Raw genomic sequence first — 18,291 nt, forward strand, 5'->3', positions numbered from 1 at the left:
TTCTTGCCCTGCACCACCGCGACGCGCGCCGAGATCGCGCTCATCGAGCGGGCGATGTCATCCGCCAGCGAGATCACGCGGGAGGACTTGGTGCCCGGCGCCGGCTCGAGCTCGTAGAGCGTCACAACGGGGCCGGGCCGCACCTGGGTGATCTCGCCGCGGACGCCGAAATCCTCAAGCACGCCTTCGAGCAAGGTCGCGTTCTGCTCGAGCGCATCGGTCGAGATCGCATTGGCCGGCAGCTTCTTCGGCTCGGCGAGATAGGTCAGCGGCGGCAATTCGAAGACGTCGCGGTCGAGCAGCGAGGGCTGGGCTTCCCGCGCCAGGCGCTTGCCGGGCTTGGGTGCGATCGGCCGGGCAGTGACGCGCGGCGCGTTGAGATCGCGCAGCGTCTCGATCTCCTCGTCGTCATCGTCATAGGCGGGCTTTGCCGCGGCGACGGCACGGCCCGTCGTTGCCGGTCCGGGCAGCGGCTCGGGATTGAAGACGGGCGGGGCGGCGCGTCCGGCCTGCTCGTTGAATTGCGGCTCGCGGCGAACGCGGCTCGCCGGTTGCGGGCTGCTGGCGGCGGCGCTGACGGCCGGCTCGGGCGGGCGCGGCAGGCGGCGCAGGATCGCGGCCTTCAGCGCCATGGCGCCATGGGCGAGCCAGCCGATGAGAATCACGGCGAAACCGGGCTCGTCGTCGCGACGCTCCTCGGTCTCGGCCCAGGATTCATCCTCGTCCTCGCTCTCCGGCAGCGGATCCTCGTCGGTGACGAAGCCGAAGCCGGCCGCAGCGGTGACGGAGAGAATGGCAATGCCGGCATAAAGGAAGGCGACGAGACCGGCGAGGGCGCTACCGGCGATGCCGACGACATTGCGGGTGCCGAAGAGCAGGCCGTCGCCAATGACGCCGCCCATGCCGGTCGGCAGCGGCCAGCGCGGCGTCGCCGGCAAGGCGCTGGCGACGGCGGCGGTGGCGACCACGCCGACCACCCAGAGGCCGAGCTTCAGCGCGCCGCGGTCGAAAACATGGAAGCGGATCAGCCTGAGCGCCCAGATCAGGGGCGGGAACAGCATGGCGATGACGCCGAGCCCGATCAACTGCATGGTCAAGTCGGCGACCATCGCGCCCGGCCGGCCGAGCCAATTGTTGACGGTGCCGCCGGTGGCGTTGTTGAGGCTGGGATCGTCGACCGCCCAGGTGGCGAGCGCAAAGGCGATGGCGACCATCAGCGCCAACAGCCCGAGGCCGACGAGCTCTGCCGTCCGGCGCGACAGGAATTCGCGCACCGGGTCCGGCAGCCGGTCGATCAGGGATGAGGAGCGTCGGATCGTGCGCATGCCAGGCGGGCCGCCTTCCAATAGATATCCGGCCGCGTCATCCGGCCTTTGGGATCACGTTATGAAGGGCTGGTTAAGACCCGCTTAACCTTGAGCGTAAGGCGATGCTTCCGGCGCCTGCTGACGGAACCCGGCCGGGTGCGGCGCTATTGAGAGGGCGTGCGTCACTCAATGGAGGCATTGCCATGACCCATGCAGACAGAGCCGGCCTGACGCCGAAGATCGCACGAATCTGGCGCGGACGTACCATCGCCGCCAAGGCCGACGACTACGCCGCCTATCTCCTGGAAGCCGGCGTCAAACCACTGGTCGAGAAGGCGCTCGGCGCCCAGATGTTCCGCGAGGATCGCGAGGGCGAGAGCGAGTTCGTCACGATCTCCTATTGGGAGAGCATCGAGGCGATGTCGCGCTTCGCCGGGTCGGATCCGCGCCGCATCCACCATCTCGAACGCGATGCCGAATTCCTGATGGAGCTGCCTGAGCGCGTGCAGATCCTCGAGATCGCGCTGCACAAGCCGCCGGCTTCCGGCTGAGCTTTGAATTCCGGCCAAGAAAAACCCCGGCGGTTGTCCGCCGGGGTGTGTTTCACGTGAGTCGCTGAACGCCGACTGGATCAGTCGTGATAGGCGCGCTCGCCATGTTCGGCGATGTCGAGGCCTTCGCGCTCCTGATCCGGGGCGACGCGCAGGCCGACGATGACGTCGACGATCTTGTAGAGGATCAGCGAGCCGATGCCGCTGAAGAGCAGGGTGAATAGCACCGCCTTGCCCTGGGCCATGAAGGCCGTGCCGAACTCATAGGCGCCGACCGCGAGCTCGCCGGGCTTGGAGGTGTAGTCCGGGATGCCGGCGCCGCCGAGCTCGGTATTGACGAGGATGCCGGTCGCCAGAGCGCCGATGATGCCGCCGATGCAGTGCACGCCGAAGACGTCGAGCGAGTCGTCATAGCCGAGCGCATTCTTGACGGTCGAGCAGAAGACGAAGCAGATGGCGCCGGCGACGAGGCCGAGGATGATCGAGCCCATCGGGCCGGCGAAGCCCGCGGCCGGGGTGACGGCGACGAGGCCGGCGACCGCGCCCGAGACCATGCCGAGCATCGAGGGCTTGCCCTTGACCGCCCATTCGACGAAGAGCCAGGCCACGGCGGCCGCGGCGGTGGCCACGAAGGTGTTGACCATCGCCAGCGCGGCGGTGCCGTTGGCCTCGAGGTTCGAGCCGGCGTTGAAGCCGAACCAGCCGACCCAGAGCAGGGCGCCGCCGATCAGGGTCATGGTCAGGGAGTGCGGGGCCATCAGCTCCTTGCCGTAGCCGATGCGCTTGCCGATCAGGATGCAGCCGACGAGGCCCGCGATACCGGCGTTGATATGCACGACGGTGCCGCCGGCGAAGTCGAGCGCGCCCCATTTGAAGAGCATGCCGGCATCGGCGTTGACGGCGTCGAGCGCGGCGGAGGCGGCGGCCTTGCCTTCCGGCGTCGCGGCAGCCAGCGCCTTGGCGGCATTGCCGACGGCGTCAGGTCCGCCCCAGTACCAGACCATGTGGGCCATCGGGAAATAGATGAAGGTGACCCAGAGCACGATGAAGAGCAGCAGCGCCGAGAACTTCATGCGCTCGGCGAAAGCGCCGACGATGAGGGCCGGCGTGATGCAGGCGAAGGTCATCTGGAAGGCGAGATAGACATATTCCGGGATGACCACGCCGTTGGAGAAGGTCGCGGCCACGGTGGTGGCGTCGACGCCCCTCAGGAAGGCCTTGGAGAAGCCGCCGACGAAGTCGTTGAGGCCGCCGCCATTGGTGAAGGCGAGCGAATAGCCGTAGATCACCCAGAGCAGGCAGACGATCGAGACGATGGCGAAGACCTGCGTCAGCACCGAGAGCATGTTCTTGCTGCGCACCAGGCCGCCATAGAACAGGGCGAGGCCGGGGACGGTCATCAGCAGGACCAGCACGGTCGAGCTCATCATGAAGGCGACGTCGCCCTTGTTGGGCACGGGGGCCGCCGCGGGCGCGGCGTCCTGGGCGAACACGGCCGCCGTGGTCGCGGCCAGCGCGAGCCCGACCGTCCCGGCCCGCAAGAGGAACTTGGAATTCATCGGTTGAAACTCCTGGAAGACTGAAGGATCGCTTGCGATCAGAGGGCGTCGCTGTCGGTCTCGCCGGTGCGGATGCGCACGGCCTTCTCGATCGAGGAGACGAAGATCTTGCCGTCGCCGATCTGCCCGGTGCGGGCGGCAGCGGTGATCGCCTCGATGACCTTGCCGACCAGCTCGTCGGCCACGGCGACCTCGATCTTGATCTTCGGCAGGAAGCTCACGGCGTATTCGGCGCCACGGTAGATCTCGGTATGGCCTTTCTGGCGGCCATAGCCCTTCACTTCAGTCACGGTCAGGCCGTGCACGCCGATGGCGGTGAGCCCGTCGCGCACCTCCTCCAGCTTGAACGGCTTGATGATAGCCATCACGATTTTCATTGCTGGGTTACCCCGTTTCCGCCGCCCGGAGGTCAGCCCCGGCGATCCGTTGCGTCTCGCGCGCAGCCGGGGAGCCCGGCACGCGTCAGCCGGGGCAATTCAAGGCGCGTGCCAACTGCCGCGCTGCGGCGATGGTGACGGACATGGCGAATCGCGCCCGGGCACAGCTTTTGGGCTGTGGCCGCTGCCTAAAGAAACGGCAAATGCCTGAAGCTTGAGCGGTTGCTCAGAAAGCGCTCAGCCGCGGTCGGGTCTGGGCCGAATCAGGCCCTCCTGCGCGACCGACGCGACGAGCCTGCCCTGTCGGTCGAAGACGAGACCGCGCGAGAAGCCGCGGGCGCCCGAGGTCGAGGGGCTGTCCTGCGAGTAGAGCAGCCAGTCATCGGCGCGGAAGGGGCGGTGGAACCAGAGCGCATGGTCGAGGCTGGCGCCCTGGATCTTCTCGTTGAAGACCGAGGTGCCGTGCGCGATCAGGCTGGAATCGAGCAGCATCAGGTCGGAGGCATAGGCGAGCACGCTCTGGTGGACGGCCGGCTCGTCGGGTAGTGGCTCCATCGAGCGGATCCAGACGTTAAATCTCGGCTCCATCTTCTCGCCCGTCGCGTAGCGCTGCAGCTCGACCGGCCTGATCTCGATCGGCCGCTCGCGCTGGTAATAGGCGCGTACCGCTTCGGGCATATGCGGCAGCACGCTGCGCTTCATCTCCTCGCGGTTCGGCAGGTCTTCCGGCAGGGGCACGTTCGGCATCGGCATCTGGTGCTCGTAGCCGGGCTCATCGACCTGGAAGGAGGCCGACATTGAGAAGATCGCCTGGCCGTGCTGGATCGCCAGCACGCGCCGCGTGGTGAAGGAGCGGCCGTCACGCAGGCGCTCGACCTCGTAGATGATCGGCGTCTCCGGATCGCCCGGCAGCAGGAAATAGGCATGGAGCGAATGCGGCTGCCGGCCCTCGACCGTCTTGCAGGCGGCATAGAGCGCCTGGCCGATGACCTGGCCGCCGAAGACGCGCTGCCAGCCGATCTTCGGGCTGCGACCCCTGAACAGATTGCGTTCGAGCGGCTCGAGGTCGAGGATCGACGTCAGGGAGTCGCTGATCTGGGACATGGGCTTTCGGCTCTGCAGGCAGGCGACGAGGAATGGCTGTGCCGGAAACGGTTTGGCCGTATACGGCATCAGCACCGAGGCGCACGGGCTCGTCAAGCCGGCGCAGCGGTGAGGACTCGCCAATGCGGGAGCGGCTGAGATGAGTGGACAGCGGATCGTGATCGCCGGCGGCGGCATTGCCGGGTTGACGCTGGCGCTCGCCCTGAAGCGGGCGCTCGGCCACGCCTATGCCGTCATCCTCGCCGACCCGGCGCTCGCTGCGCCGCCACGTGCCGACAACCGCGCCTATGCGGTCGCTGCCGCAGCCCGCAACATGCTGGAAGCGCTGGGAATCTGGGGCGAGGTCGCTGCCGGCGCGACGGCCATGACCGAGATGGTGGTGACCGACAGCCGCAGTCCCGATGTCGTGCGCCCGGTCTTCCTGACCTTCGACGGCGAGGTCGCGCCCGGCCAGCCCTTCGCCCATATGGTCGAGAACGCGGCCGTGATGACGGCGCTGCTCGCAACCTGCCGCGAGGCCGGGGTCGAGCTCAGGCCGGAAGGCGTGCGCGGTTTCGCGGCCGATGCCGAAGGCGTGGATATCAGCTTTGCAGGCGGCGAACGGCTGGGCGCGAACCTGCTCGTCGCGGCCGATGGCGCGCGCTCGAAGCTGCGCGCCCTTGCCGGTATCGGCTGGGTCGGCTGGGATTATCCGCAATCCGGCATCGTCGCGACGCTCAGCCACGAGCGGCCGCATGACGGACGCGCGATCGAGCATTTCCTGCCGTCCGGGCCGTTCGCGATCCTGCCCCTGAGCGATGGCGGCAGGCTCGGACATCGCTCCTCGATCGTCTGGACCGAACGCAAGCAGAATGTCACGGCACTCCTCTCGCTCGACGAGGCCGATATGCTCGAGGAGATCGAGCAGCGCTTCGGGCTCGAACTTGGTGAGCTGGCGCTGGAGAGCAAGGTCTCGGCCCATCCGCTCGGCTTCGGCATCGCCCGGCGCTTTGTCGGCGAGCGGCTGGCGCTGCTTGGCGATGCCGCCCATGTCATCCACCCGATTGCCGGCCAGGGGCTCAATCTGGGCTTGAAGGACGTCGCTGCCCTGGCCGAGGCCATCGTCGATGCTGCCAGGCTCGGGCTCGATCCCGGTAGCGCCGAGGCGCTGGACGATTACGAGACGGCGCGGCGCTTCGACACGGTGGCGATGGGCGCGATGACGGATGGGCTCAACCGGCTGTTCTCGAACGATGCTACGCCGCTGCGACTGGCGCGCGATCTCGGACTCGGGCTCGTCGACCGGATGCCGGGGCTGAAGCGCTTCCTCATCCGCGAGGCGGCGGGGCTGGCGGGGCAGACGCCGCGGTTGCTCAGGGGCGAGGCGCTTTAGGTCCTACCGCGTCATGCTCCGCCTTGGGACGAGCAACCACTTCTTGAGCACCGCCCTCGACCAGCAAAGACGTGGATGGCCGGGACAAGCCCGACCATGACGGTGGTGATGATTCCGAGCCCTACCTGCTGGTACTACCCTTCCAGTTGGCGCGCTTCTTCCGGCAGCATGATCGGGATACCGTCGCGGATCGGATAGGCGAGCCGGGCCGACCGGCTGATCAGTTCCTGATTGGCCGCGTCATACTCGAGCGTGCTCTTGGTCACCGGGCAGACCAGGATCTCGAGCAGTTTTGGGTCGATGCGGGTGGTCTGCGCCTCGCGCTCGATCTCGGTCATGGTCATACCCTCGTCTTCTCTGAGTATCGGCTGTCCGGAAACCGGTACCCGGCGTCCGGGCCCATGCTACGGCTGCCGGCGCGGCAGGTCGGCCAGCATGCCGGCCGCGACCATCAGCTTTGGCAGGGAGAGGCCGGACATGGCAATCGCCGAGACCGTGGCGCGGGTGCGGTCGGCTTCCTGGCCGCGGCTTTCGAGCCAGCCGTCGAGCGTGCCGGCGCCGTTGGTGCCGGCGGAAATCTCCTGGGTCAGCCCGGCATGGGCGTCGACCAGGGTCTCGACCGCGCGCTCGCGGGCCATGCGCTCGTAATCGTCGGTGGCCGGTACGGTTCCGGCCGAAACCGCCAGGCTGGACAGGCCGAAGACCGAATCGACTCCGAAATGAATCCAGGCGACCTCGGAGATCGACCGGCCGGTGCGGTCGGCGATATCGACGATATCGGTGGCCTGGGCCAGAGCCGGCAGGCTGGCGACGCGGACCGCCAATGTCTCCGGCACGCCTTCCGAGGTCAGCACGGCGATGCGCGCCGCGCGCGCCTGGGCCGCCGCCTCGGGCAGGAGCGAATCGAGCTCGACGGCGACCGCGGCGACGCCCTTGGCGTAATGCGCGATGGTCTGCTCGATCGCGCCCGGCTTGGCGACGCCGCGGCGCAGGAACCAGCTCATCCGGTCGGTGACAAGCTCCTGCGCTGCCGCATAGAGGCCCATCTGCGTCTTGCCCGAGACCCTGGCGTCGAGCGCGTCGATGGCGCCGTTAAGCGCGATCAGATCGAAGGAATCGCGCGCGATCGCATAGGCGGCGGCGATCGCCGGCGCTTCGGCGCGGGTCTGGTCGGCGAGCGTCGAGACGATCGCCGGGCCGCCGCGGTTGACGATGGCATTGGCGAGCTGGGTCGCGACGATCTCGCGGCGCAGCTTGTGGCTGGCGATCTCGGCCGGATAGGCGTCACGCAGCGCTTTCGGGAAATAGCGCGTGAGCTCGCTGTTGAGATAGAGGTCGTCCGGCACGGCCGATTCAAGCAGCGCGTCGTGCAGCGCCAGCTTGGCATAGGCGAGCAGGACCGAAAGCTCCGGTCGCGTCAGGCCCTCGCCGCGCTTCTCGCGCTCGGCGAGCTGGATATCGGTCGGCAGGTACTCGACCGAGCGGTCGAGCCGCCCTTCCGCCTCCAGCGACAGCATCAGGCGGCGCAGGGCCGGCGTCGCGGTCGCGCCCTGCATCTCCGTCAGCGAAAGCGCCAGCGTCTGCAGGTAGTTGTTGCGCAGCACGAGCAGGCCGACATCCTCGGTCATCTCGACCAGGAGCGCGTTGCGGTCATCCTCGGCGAGGCGGCCGTCGCGGACCGGATCGGCGAGCGCGATCTTGATATTGACCTCGACGTCGGAGGTGTTGACGCCAGCGGAATTGTCGATCGCGTCGGTGTTGAGGCGCACGCCCTTGCGGGCGGCCTCGATGCGGCCACGCTGGGTCGCGCCGAGATTGGCGCCCTCGCCGATGACCTTGGCGCGGATATCGCTGCCGGTGACGCGGATCGCGTCATTGGCGCGGTCGCCGACCTGGGCGTCGCTCTCGTCGGTGGCGCGGATATAGGTGCCGATGCCGCCGAACCAGAGCAGGTCGACGCGGGCCTTCAGGATCGCGGTCATCACCTCCGGCGGGGTCGCCTCGGGCTTGTCGATGTCGAGCAACGCCTGCAGGGCGGGCGAGAGCGGGATGCTCTTGGCCTGGCGCGAGAAGATGCCGCCGCCGGGCGAGATCAGCGACTTGTCGTAATCCTGCCAGGAGGAGCGCGGCAGGTCGAAGAGACGCTGGCGCTCGGCCAGCGAGGTGGCCGGATCCGGCTCGGGATCGAGGAAGATGTCGCGATGGTCGAAGGCGGCGACGAGCTTGATCGCCGGTGAGAGCAGCATGCCGTTGCCGAAGACGTCGCCGGACATGTCGCCGACGCCGGCCACGCTGAAGGGCGTCGCCTGGATATCCACGTCGATCTCGCGGAAATGCCGCTTCACGGCTTCCCAAGCGCCACGCGCGGTGATGCCCATCTTCTTGTGGTCATAGCCCTGAGAGCCGCCCGACGCGAAGGCGTCGCCGAGCCAATGGCCCTTCTCCAGCGAGAGCGCGTTGGCCGTGTCGGAGAAGGTCGCGGTGCCCTTGTCGGCGGCGACGACGAGATAGGGATCGTCGCCGTCATGGCGCACGGTCTCCGGCGGCGGCACCACCGTCTCGCCTTCGAGATTGTCAGTGAGCTCGAGCAGGGTCCGCACGAAGATGCGGTAGCTCTCGGTGCCCTCCGCCAGCCAGGCCTGACGATCGGTCGGCGCAGGCAACTGCTTCGGGAAGAAGCCACCCTTGGCGCCGACCGGCACGATGACAGCGTTCTTGACCTGCTGCGCCTTGACCAGGCCGAGCACCTCGGTGCGGAAATCCTGCGGCCGGTCGGACCAGCGCAGGCCGCCACGGGCGACTTTGCCGAAGCGCAGATGCACGCCCTCGACGCGCGGCGAATAGACGAAGATTTCGTAGAGCGGGCGCGGCAGCGGCAATTCGTCGAGCCTGGCGCATTCGAACTTGATCGAGATCGTGCCGCGCGGGTGCCCGTCCGCCCCGGTCTGGAAGAAATTGGTGCGCAGGGCCGATTCGATCAGATTGACCAGCCGGCGCAGGATGCGGTCCTCGTCCAGGCTGGTGACGTCGTTCAGCGCGGTCTCGATCGCCTCGCGCTCGGAGGCGACCTTGACGTTGCGGGCATTGTCGCCGAGGCGCGGATCGAACTTGGCGACGAAATAGCTGATGAGCCGGGCGGCGATGCCGGAATGGCGCGTCAGCGCATCGGCGATGTAATCCTGCGCATAGGGCGCGCCGACCTGGCGGAGATAGCGCCCGAGCGCGCGCAGCAGCGCAGCTTCGCGCCAAGCCAGGCCTGCTGCGAGCACAAGCTGGTCGAAGCGGTCGGATTCTGCGAGGCCGCGGAACTGCGCCATCAGCGCCGCTTCGATGGTCGGGTCGAGCCTGGCGACGTCGATCTGGCCGCCATTGGCCAGTTCCAGCGTCATGTCGTGCAGCCAGACCCGGGACGCCTCGGGCGCCTCGCGGGAGCCGGCTGCCGGCTGCGGCGTCAGGTTGAAGGTGCGCTCGTTGACGACGCGGAAGCCCATATTCTCCAGCACCGGCACGCGCGCCGAGAGCGCGATCGCTGCGCCGCGGGAGAAGACCTTGAGGTTGGCGCGCGTCGCCGGATCGCCCTCGCGGCGGTAGAGATTGACCGCGCGTGGGCGCTCGGCCGAGAGCTTCTGCAGCATCTCGATGTCTTCGAGCGCATCCATCGCCGAGAAGCGCTCGCGATAGGCGGCGCCGAAGGCCTCGGCATAGCGCTCGGTCAGGGCGCGCGCGGCCGGGCCGGCCTTCTGGTCGTCGAGCACATCCTTGAGGCCATCGGCCCAGGTGCGGACGATCGAGGCGATGCCGGCCTCCAGGGTGGCGCGGTCGATCTGCGGGGTTTCGCCCTCGTCGCGGCCGACGATGTAATGCGTGCGCGAGAGCGGCCCGTCCGGATAGGCCGGGTAGGCGGCCGAGAGCCGGCCCTGGTAGATCCGGGCCAGGAAATCGCCGACGCGACGGCGCACCGAGGTGTCGTAGCGGTCCTTCGGGATGAAGACGAGGATCGAGACGAAACGATCGAACTCGTCGACGCGAGCCAACGCGCGAATGCGCGGCCGCTCGGTAAGCTGGAGAATGTCGAGCGCGAAGCTCTCGAGCGTCTCGACATCGATCTGGAAAAGCTCGTCGCGGGGGAAGGCGTCGAGCACGTTGAGCAGGGCCCGGCCGGAATAGCTCGCGGTGTCGAAGCCGCTATTGCGGACGACGCGGGCGACCTTGAGCCGCAAATAGGGAATGGCGCGGGCCGAGCCGGTATAGGCGTTCGAGGTCAGGAGGCCGACGACCCGCAGCTCGCCGTCGAGATGCCCGTCGGTGGTGAAGAGCTTGACGCCGACATAGTCGAGATGGACGCGGCGATGCACGCGGCTCTTGACGTTGGCCTTGGTGATGATCAGCGCCTGCGGCTTCTCGAGGAAGGCGCGGATCTCTGGCGTCATCACCACGAGCTCGCGGTTCTTGCGGAGAACGCGGACCTCGGGGTCGCGCAGGATGCCGAGCCCGGTGCCGTCGATCGGATCGGCCGCCGCATCGCCGCCGGGGAAGCGATAGGCGCGCATGCCGAGCAGGGTGAAATTGTCGCCGGCGATCCATTCGAGGAAGTTCAGCGCCTCGGTGATCTCGTCTTCCGGCAGCGGCGGCGGGTTGGCGCGATAGGCCTGGATCACCTCGGTCAGCCGACCGCGCATCGCGGCCCAGTCGTCGACGGCAAGGCTGACATCGACATAGACGCGCTCGAGGCCGGCGCACAGGCGCTCGCGCGCCTCCGGCGTGTCGATGCGATCGAGATGGATATGGATCAGGCTTTCGCGGCGGGTGCCCTCGGGCGCGCGTCCGGCCGCCTCGCCGGCGAGTGCGAGGAAGGCGCCGCTGGCGTCGCGCGCGACGGCCAGGATCGGATGGGCGACGAGGCGCGGCTCGTAGCCCTGGTCGGTGAGCTCGGCCAACGTCGAATCGAGCAGAAAGGCGCGGTTGTCGTTGACGACTTCGAGGATGGTGATCTGGCGTTCGCGGCCATCCTCGCTGAACGATTCGTCGCGGAAGCGCAGGTTGGGCGTGTTCGGGGCGCGCGTCGCGCTGAGGTGCCGATAGGCTTCCGCGGCGGCACGGGCGAGCATGGCCGGCGGCAGCGCGACGAGGTCCTCGGCGACGGTGCGGCCGAAGAGCAGGCGCGGGAATTCGGGAGGCATGCCGCTGTCGAGGCCGGCCGCAGCGGCCTCGATCGCGTTCACAGCTTCGACCGTCGCATTGGTCACGAGCTCAGTCATGCCGACCCCCCTGTTATTTTGCCGCAGCGATGACATAGGCTGCGCGGCCTTTCAACTTTTGCCGGCGAATGCGTCGGCATCCCGGTCGATCAGCCGATTTATATCAGCTTGGACGACGCAAGGAGCCGGACAATGTCGAACAAGCATGACAAATCGAAGATGGGTGAGATGCCGGCAAAGCAGGATGCCCCGCCCAAGGTGATGGCACTCGACCTGCCGCAGGCGGCGTTATCGGAGGCAAATCAGGCCTATTTCGCGAAATGCCAGGAGAAGCTCGGCTTCATCCCCTATGTCCTGCTCGCCTATGCGCATGACGACGCGAAGCTCTCGGCCTTCGCCGCCTTCTACAACGACCTGATGCTCAGTCCGTCCGGCCTGTCCAAGCTGGAGCGCGAGATGATCGCGGTCGCGGTCTCGAGCGTGAACCATTGCTATTACTGCCTGACGGCACATGGCGCGGCGGTGCGCCAGCTCTCGGGCGACTCGGTGCTGGGCGAACTGATGGCGATGAACTACCGGGCGGCCGAGCTCTCGGCGCGCCACCGCGCCATGCTCGATTTCGCGGTGAGGCTGACCGAGGCGTCGGATCACATCGGGGAGGCCGACCGCGAAGGGCTGCGCAAGGCGGGGTTCGGCGAGCGCGACATCTGGGACATCAGCGCGGTCGCCGCCTTTTTCAACATGTCGAACCGGATGGCATCGGCGGTCGATATGCGGCCGAACGAGCAATATCACAGCCAATCGCGCTGATTCTCGCCGTCGCTGCGAGGAGCGTGAGCTCCGAATCAATCCCGGGAGATGGAGCGCTCCGCCGCCCCTCAAGCACTTCGCTGGGCCCGTGCTCGGGCCTGCCGAAGGCCCGTCTCGGTGCTCGCAATGATGAGGGATGCACAAAGAAAAACGGCCAGCGGGAACCGCCAGCCGTTGAGGTAGCCTCGAACCGAATGGCCCGGTCCCATCGAAGCCCCGGGGGGCTGGGGGGCTGACGTATCCGGAACTCCGCGGAACCGGGCCGTCGAGGCAACGTCGAGGAGTTGAACCTCTCAACTTGGCCATGGCTTGACGCGTTCGGGGCGAAATTGCGGCGAGCCTGACGAAGGCGTGATGTTTTTCTTCGACCCAGATCCCTGCTGTGGACGCGGTCAAAAGGCTGCGGTTTTCGGGATCTTTCGCCGGCAATGCCTTGCCAGCGCAGCATTGCGGGCGCATCATCAGCGGGCAGAGATTGAGCGGAAGCGAGTGATCGCACCGCCAGCGGGAGGCGCGATGAGCGAAAGCGAAACTCCGCAATCGCATGGGGCCGGGGCGGTCGTCGCCTTCCCCGGCCCGAGCAAGCCGGCGACGGTCACGTTCGATCGACGCGAACTCTCCGAGCTCCTGAACCTCTACGGCCGCATGGTCGCAGCCGGTGAGTGGCGCGACTACGCCATCGATTTCCTCAAGGACAAGGCGCAGTTCTCGGTCTACCGCCGCTCCTCCGAGGTGCCGCTCTATCGCATCGTCAAGGATCCGGCGCTGGCCAAGCGGCAGGGCGCCTATTCGGTGGTGGCTACGACGGGGCTGATCCTGAAGCGCGGGCCGGATCTCGCGCGCGTACTGCGCGTGCTGGAGAAACCGCTGAAGGTGGTCGGCTGAACGGCTTCCGTCATTCTAGGGCAGGGCGCAACGCAGACCGGGGAATTCCAGGCGGAGCGACGCTCCGTTTGCGAGATGCTCGGGTCAAGCCCTGGCGTGAGGGCGGGTCAGCCCGGCGGGGTGTCGTTGCCCTCGCCGAGCGCGCGCTGCATCAGCATCTGATCGAGCCAGCGCCCGTGCTTGTAGCCGACCGATTTGGCGATGCCGATGAGTTCGAAGCCGGCCTGCTCGTGCAGGCGCCGCGATGCCTGTGAGGCGCCGTTGCCGTCGCCGATCACGGCGACCATCTGGCGGAAGCCGCGGGCCTCGCAGGCGGCGATCAGCGCGGTGAGCAGGGCGCGGCCGATGCCCATCCCTTGGGCCTGGCGGGCGAGATAGATCGAATCCTCGACCGTGTGGCGGTAGGCCGGGCGCGGACGATAGGGGCCGGCATAGGCATAGCCGAGAATGTCCTGGCTGCGATGCGCCACCAGATAGGGATAGCCATCGGCGACAAGCGCCTCGAAACGACGCTGCATCTCGCCCGGCGACGGGGGCTCCAGTTCCCAGGAGGCGGTGCCGTGACGGACCGCGTCGGCATAGATGGTGGTGATGACGGGGATATCGTCCGGCCGCCCGTCCCGGATCGCGAAAGCGTTCATGCCGGCGATGATGGACCGGGCTTGCGGCAAAAGAAAAGCCCCGGCCTTGCAGCCGGGGCTCGATCGACCCGCATGGGTCGCTTGTCACTGGTTGCGGTTGCCGAACAGCGACAGCAGCATCTGGAACATGTTGACGAAGTTCAGGTAGAGCGACAGGGCGCCGTTCACCGAGAGCTTCGCGGCCTCTTCAGGGCCGAGATCCGAGTAGAGATACATCTCCTTCAGGCGCTGGGTATCCCAGGCGGTCAGGCCGGCGAAGACCAGAACGCCGATCACGGAGATCGCGAAGGAGAGCGCGCTCGAGGCCAGGAAGATATTGACCAGCGAAGCGATCACCAGGCCGATCAGGCCCATGATCAGGAAGGAGCCAATGCCCGACAGCGACTTGGTGGTGGTGTAGCCATAGAGGCTCAGGCCACCGAAGGTCGCGGCGGTGATGAAGAAGACCTGCACCACCGAGGCGCCGGTGTAGCGGATCAGCAGCGTCGAGAGCGAAAGGCCCATGACGGCCGAGAACACGAAGAACATCGTGCGCGCCGAAGCCGCCGACATCCGGTCCATCCGGAACGAGAAGAAGAAGATGAAGGCGAGCGGAGCGAGCGCCACCACCCACATCAGCGGCGTGCCGTAAAGCAGCTTGCCGAATTCGGTGAGGTAGATGCTCTGGCCGATACGCGCGGCGGCGCTGGCCTGGTCGGCGGCGATGGCGAGCTTGTTCACGCCAAGCGCGGAGAGTGCCGAGATGGCAAGGCCGATCACCATGTTGTTGTAGACGCCGAGCATGAACGAGCGCAGGCCCTGATCCATCTCGACGGCGCTGGTCTGCTGTGCGCGGGCCGCACCCCAGACCGGAGCGTTGCGGTCGAAGTTGCTCATGGAGAGTGTTCCCCTGATTGAACTCTGAGGCGGATATCGCCTCCGCGACAGCCACCATCGCGCACAATCGTGGCGACAGCGGGGAATATGAGGGGGATTATCGCCGCTTACAAGAGGCCGGCATGGTTAAGGCGGCCAACCGGATAGAAACGCGGGCGCGCAATGATGCAATGCGGCGCCCGCGCCATGTCTAAAATCTGCTCACGAACGCGAGAGGTTATAAATTCCGCAGATGAGAAGCCGGCGCCTTCGACAGTATTTGTAGAGTGCCGGCCAGGCCGAACAGGACCGTGACGACAATTGCCGCAGTCGCCGCAAGGATAGCGCCGGTCGGGTTGCCAACGAATTCGATCTTCATCACCTGCGTAACGACGCCCCAGCCGGCGAGAGCGCCCGCGACGACACCAAAGACCGCCGAGACGAGCCCGATGCCGGCATATTCGAGGGCGTACGACGAAAGTATAAAGCGGCGAGTTGCCCCAAGCGTCTTCAGGATCATCGCGTCGTAGAGCCGCGCCCGCTGTCCGGCGGCCAGGGCGCCGGCAAGAACCAGCAGGCTCGCGACAATGGCCAGGGCGGATGCGCCACGGATCGCGGTGGCGAGCTGGCCGACCAGCGTGTTGACCGCCTCCAGCGCATCCTTGACCCGGACCGCCGTCACCGCCGGGAATTCGACCGAGAGATGGCGCAGCAGCAGCGCGTCGGCAGTGGCGTCGCTGCCGGAGGTGACCGTGGCGAGGTTGGTATGCGGCGCACCGGCGAAGGTGTTGGGCGAGAACACCATGACGAAATTGATGCCGAGCGAGCGCCATTCGATCGTACGCAGATTGGCGATTCGGGCGGTGATGTTGCGGCCGAGCACGTTGACGGTGACGGGATCGCCGACCTTCAGCCCGAGGCCCGCGGCGACCGGCGCATCGAAGGAAACCAGCGGCTCGCCGCGATAATCGGCCGGCCACCACTGCCCGGCGGTGATGGTCGAGCCTTCCGGCATGGTGGCGGCGAAGGTGATGCCGCGGTCGCCTTCGAGCACCCATGCGGCCTGTTCGGAGGCCTTCACGTCCTCGGCCTTGACGCCGTTCAGGCTGACGATGCGCCCGCGCATCATCGGCACGCTCTCGATCGTCGCGTCGGGCCGCTCGCGCTTGAGGAAGGCGTCGAAGCGCTGGGCCTGGGCCGCGGGGATGTCGAGGAAGAAGAAGCTCGGCGCCTTTGCGGGCAGGGCCTGGGTGAGCTGGCGGGTGAGACTGACATCGATGAAGGCGAGCGCCGAGAGCAGCGCGACGCCAAGGCCGAGCGAGAGCACCAGCGAGGGCGTCAGCGCGCCCGGCCGATGGGTGTTGGCGAGCGCCATCCTGACCGATGGATTTCGCGCGCGCGGGCTGCGCTTCGCCAGCGCCATCACGCCCCAGGCGACGAGCCGCAGCAGCAGGAAGACGCCGGCCGCGACGCCGATATAGATCAGCGCGATGCGCCGGTCATAGGCGAAGGCGATGGCGACGCCGACGAGGCCGAGCAGCGCCGCAGCGAAGACGGCGAGATAGATCGTTCGCGGCCGGCGGGCATCGGGCTCGATCTGGTCGCGGAACAGCGCCGAAACCGGCACATCATGGGCGCGGCCGAGCGGCAGGATGGCGAAGACGAGCGCGGTCAGGAAGCCATAGAGCGCCGCGACCACGAGCTCGCCCGGCGCCAGCGTCGGCTCGAAGGGCAGCGGCAGCAGATCCTTCAGGGCGTGACCGATCGCGAAAGGGGCGGCGGCGCCGAGGGCGAGCCCGATCGCGATGCCGATGGCGGCGACCAGCATCACCTCGCTCAGGTGGATGGTGACGACGCGGCCGCCGGTGGCGCCAATCGCCTTCATCGTGGCGAAGTCGAGCTTCTTGGCCTCGACGAAGCGGCGCACCGCATTCGCCACGCCGACGCCGCCGACCAGGAGCGCGGTCAGGCCGACGAGTGTCAGGAACTGGGTGAAGCGCTCGAGATTGCGCTGGAAGCTCGGTGCGGCGTTGGCGCGCGAGCGGATTTCCCAGCCGGCATCGGGCTGCTCGCGCCCGGCAGAGGCGATCAGCGCGTCGAGCGCCGCATCGCCGGAGGCGGTCGCCGGCAGGATGACGCGATAGGTCCAGCGCACCAGGCTGCCCGGCTGGAGCAGGCCGGTGGTGCGTAGCGCATCCTGCGAGATCAGGAGGCGCGGGCCGAAGCCGACGCCGGTCGCGATCTTGTCGGGCTCGGAGGTGAGCGTCGCGCGCAGCTGAATTCGCGCGGCGCCGACATTGATCGTGTCGCCGGTCTTGAGGTCGAGCCGGCCGAGCAGCACCGGATCGGCGATCGCGCCGAAGACGCCGTCGCGCGAGCCAAGCAGCTCGGCGAGGGGTACCTGCGGCTCGCTCTCGACCTGGCCGATGCTGGGATAGGCGCCGTCGACCGCCTTGATTTCGACGAGCGCCGCGCCCTTGTCGCCGGCATTGGCCATGCCGCGCAAGGTCGCGATGGCGGAGACCGCGCCGCGCGACTCGAGGAAGGCGCGCTCCTGGGGCGTCGCCTCGCGGTGGATCAGGCTGAAGGCGGCGTCGCCGCCGAGGATGCGCCGGCCCTCGCGATTGAGCCCTTCGGTCAGGCCACGCGAGGCGGAGGCGACGGCTGCGATCGCCATGACGCCGAGCGCCAGGCAGGCGATGAAGACACCGAAGCCGCGCAGGCCGCCGCGCAAATCGCGCCAGGCCAGTCGCAAGGCGAGCAGGAGGCCGAGTGGGCGGCTGGAGGCGGCAGGGCCGGCGGCGGGCTTGACCGGAGCGTGCATCATCGGCCTCAGACGGTGGCGAGGTCGGCTTCAGCCTCGATTCGCCCGGCGCGCAGGCGCACGGTGCGGTCGCAGGCGGCGGCGAGCGAGGAATCATGGGTGACGAGAACCAGCGTCGCGCCACGCTCGCGCCGGAGCGCGAAGATCAGGTCGACGATGGAGCGGCCGGTATTCTCGTCGAGATTGCCAGTCGGTTCGTCGGCGACCAGGATCGCCGGGTCGGGCGCGACGGCTCGCGCGATGGCGACGCGCTGCTGCTCGCCGCCGGAGAGCTGCGCCGGGTAATGATCCATGCGGGCGCCGAGCCCGACATTGCGCAGCTCGGCTTCGGCACGGGTAAAGGCATCGTTGGCGCCGGCGAGCTCCAGTGGCAGCGCGACATTCTCGCGCGCCGTCATGGTCGGCACCAGATGGAAGGACTGGAAGACGATGCCGATGCGGCGGCCGCGGAAGATTGCGAGCGCATCCTCGCCGAGCTGGCCGAGATCCTGGCCGGCGACCTTGACCAGGCCCGAATCCGGGCGTTCCAGCCCGGCCATGGTCATCAGCAGGGTCGATTTGCCGGAGCCGGACGGGCCGACCATGCCGGTCGCCTCGCCGGCGGTCAGTGACAAAGAAACGCCCTTCAGGATATGGACGCGCGCGGCGCCACGCCCCAGACTAAGATGGACATCCTGCAATTCGATCGCCGGGGCCGGTACGTCGCTCATCGCCAAATGATCCTGACCTTCATCCAATCGCCCTCGCCCACTCGCACCGTATCGCGGCCCGAATGGGGCGGAAGCCAGTTGCGCCCCGTCGCCCGATA

General features: G+C 67.7%; 14 protein-coding genes. 4 read left to right on the forward strand and 10 right to left on the reverse strand.

The genetic code is table 11. The features are described from left to right. Positions 1–1,325, reverse strand: a 1,325-nt coding sequence (locus tag EV560_RS34870) for a DNA translocase FtsK (protein ID WP_207908191.1), incomplete at its 3' end; no start/stop codon positions are given. A gap of 185 nt (positions 1,326–1,510) precedes the next feature. On the opposite strand from EV560_RS34870, the gene EV560_RS34875 reads away from it, so the two are divergent. Next, positions 1,511–1,858 (forward strand): antibiotic biosynthesis monooxygenase family protein, encoded by a 348-nt coding sequence (locus tag EV560_RS34875; protein ID WP_131860481.1) that lies wholly within the window; start codon positions 1,511–1,513, stop codon positions 1,856–1,858. 80 nt (positions 1,859–1,938) lie between these two features. Here EV560_RS34875 and EV560_RS34880 read toward each other — a convergent pair whose 3' ends face one another. The 3 genes from EV560_RS34880 to tesB all read right to left on the reverse strand — a co-directional run bounded on the left by EV560_RS34880 (position 1,939) and on the right by tesB (position 4,898). Continuing rightward, positions 1,939–3,417, reverse strand: a complete 1,479-nt coding sequence (locus EV560_RS34880; protein ID WP_131860482.1) for an ammonium transporter — start codon at positions 3,415–3,417, stop codon at positions 1,939–1,941. A 38-nt stretch (positions 3,418–3,455) separates the two neighbouring features. Further along, entirely contained in the window at positions 3,456–3,794 is a 339-nt protein-coding gene (locus EV560_RS34885) for a P-II family nitrogen regulator (protein ID WP_131860483.1), read from the reverse strand. Positions 3,795–4,031: 237 nt separating this feature from the next. After that, positions 4,032–4,898 (reverse strand): acyl-CoA thioesterase II, encoded by an 867-nt coding sequence (gene tesB / locus EV560_RS34890; RefSeq protein ID WP_131860484.1) that lies wholly within the window; start codon positions 4,896–4,898, stop codon positions 4,032–4,034. A 139-nt stretch (positions 4,899–5,037) separates the two neighbouring features. Here tesB and EV560_RS34895 point away from each other — a divergent pair, with 139 nt between their 5' ends. Next, on the forward strand, positions 5,038–6,270 hold the full coding sequence (locus EV560_RS34895; RefSeq protein ID WP_131860485.1) for a ubiquinone biosynthesis hydroxylase: 1,233 nt from the start codon (positions 5,038–5,040) through the stop codon (positions 6,268–6,270). 134 nt (positions 6,271–6,404) lie between these two features. On the opposite strand, the gene EV560_RS34900 is transcribed toward EV560_RS34895, so the two are convergent. After that, on the reverse strand, positions 6,405–6,614 hold the full coding sequence (locus EV560_RS34900) for a Trm112 family protein (protein ID WP_131860486.1): 210 nt from the start codon (positions 6,612–6,614) through the stop codon (positions 6,405–6,407). A 60-nt stretch (positions 6,615–6,674) separates the two neighbouring features. After that, positions 6,675–11,528 carry an NAD-glutamate dehydrogenase gene (locus tag EV560_RS34905; protein ID WP_131860487.1) on the reverse strand — a complete coding sequence of 1,618 codons (4,854 nt, stop codon included), beginning with the start codon at positions 11,526–11,528 and terminating at the stop codon, positions 6,675–6,677. A 159-nt stretch (positions 11,529–11,687) separates the two neighbouring features. Here EV560_RS34905 and EV560_RS34910 point away from each other — a divergent pair, with 159 nt between their 5' ends. Continuing rightward, complete coding sequence (locus EV560_RS34910) at positions 11,688–12,278, forward strand: peroxidase-related enzyme (RefSeq protein WP_465247069.1); 591 nt, start codon at positions 11,688–11,690, stop codon at positions 12,276–12,278. Between the two features lie 516 nt (positions 12,279–12,794). Then, positions 12,795–13,163 (forward strand): DUF2794 domain-containing protein, encoded by a 369-nt coding sequence (locus EV560_RS34915; RefSeq protein WP_131860489.1) that lies wholly within the window; start codon positions 12,795–12,797, stop codon positions 13,161–13,163. Positions 13,164–13,270: 107 nt separating this feature from the next. Here the strand turns inward: EV560_RS34915 and EV560_RS34920 are convergent, their stop codons facing one another. From EV560_RS34920 to EV560_RS34935, 4 genes are all read right to left on the reverse strand, one after another. Then, positions 13,271–13,804 carry a GNAT family N-acetyltransferase gene (locus EV560_RS34920; protein WP_131860490.1) on the reverse strand — a complete coding sequence of 178 codons (534 nt, stop codon included), beginning with the start codon at positions 13,802–13,804 and terminating at the stop codon, positions 13,271–13,273. 84 nt (positions 13,805–13,888) lie between these two features. Then, positions 13,889–14,680, reverse strand: coding sequence for a Bax inhibitor-1/YccA family protein (locus EV560_RS34925; protein WP_131860491.1), 792 nt, complete (start codon positions 14,678–14,680; stop codon positions 13,889–13,891). 217 nt (positions 14,681–14,897) lie between these two features. After that, entirely contained in the window at positions 14,898–17,483 is a 2,586-nt protein-coding gene (locus tag EV560_RS34930) for an ABC transporter permease (protein ID WP_131860492.1), read from the reverse strand. 8 nt (positions 17,484–17,491) lie between these two features. Further along, on the reverse strand, positions 17,492–18,193 hold the full coding sequence (locus EV560_RS34935; protein ID WP_131860493.1) for an ABC transporter ATP-binding protein: 702 nt from the start codon (positions 18,191–18,193) through the stop codon (positions 17,492–17,494). Positions 18,194–18,291: the final 98 nt, after the last annotated feature.

This window comes from Allobosea sp. BK604, from assembly GCF_004341515.1.
In the GTDB taxonomy this organism is placed as follows: Bacteria; Pseudomonadota; Alphaproteobacteria; order Rhizobiales; family Beijerinckiaceae; genus Allobosea.

Bases quoted from the DNA above. Each gene is read 5' to 3' on its own strand.
- EV560_RS34875 (WP_131860481.1), top strand. From the start codon at position 1,511: ATGACCCATGCAGACAGAGCCGGCCTGACGCCGAAGATCGCACGAATC.
- EV560_RS34900 (WP_131860486.1), bottom strand. From the start codon at position 6,614: ATGACCATGACCGAGATCGAGCGCGAGGCGCAGACCACCCGCATCGAC.
- EV560_RS34920 (WP_131860490.1), bottom strand. From the start codon at position 13,804: ATGAACGCTTTCGCGATCCGGGACGGGCGGCCGGACGATATCCCCGTC.
- EV560_RS34935 (WP_131860493.1), bottom strand. From the start codon at position 18,193: ATGAGCGACGTACCGGCCCCGGCGATCGAATTGCAGGATGTCCATCTT.
- EV560_RS34885 (WP_131860483.1), bottom strand. From the start codon at position 3,794: ATGAAAATCGTGATGGCTATCATCAAGCCGTTCAAGCTGGAGGAGGTG.
- EV560_RS34880 (WP_131860482.1), bottom strand. From the start codon at position 3,417: ATGAATTCCAAGTTCCTCTTGCGGGCCGGGACGGTCGGGCTCGCGCTG.
- EV560_RS34910 (WP_465247069.1), top strand. From the start codon at position 11,688: ATGGGTGAGATGCCGGCAAAGCAGGATGCCCCGCCCAAGGTGATGGCA.
- EV560_RS34905 (WP_131860487.1), bottom strand. From the start codon at position 11,528: ATGACTGAGCTCGTGACCAATGCGACGGTCGAAGCTGTGAACGCGATC.
- EV560_RS34930 (WP_131860492.1), bottom strand. From the start codon at position 17,483: ATGCACGCTCCGGTCAAGCCCGCCGCCGGCCCTGCCGCCTCCAGCCGC.
- EV560_RS34915 (WP_131860489.1), top strand. From the start codon at position 12,795: ATGAGCGAAAGCGAAACTCCGCAATCGCATGGGGCCGGGGCGGTCGTC.
- EV560_RS34925 (WP_131860491.1), bottom strand. From the start codon at position 14,680: ATGAGCAACTTCGACCGCAACGCTCCGGTCTGGGGTGCGGCCCGCGCA.
- tesB (WP_131860484.1), bottom strand. From the start codon at position 4,898: ATGTCCCAGATCAGCGACTCCCTGACGTCGATCCTCGACCTCGAGCCG.
- EV560_RS34895 (WP_131860485.1), top strand. From the start codon at position 5,038: ATGAGTGGACAGCGGATCGTGATCGCCGGCGGCGGCATTGCCGGGTTG.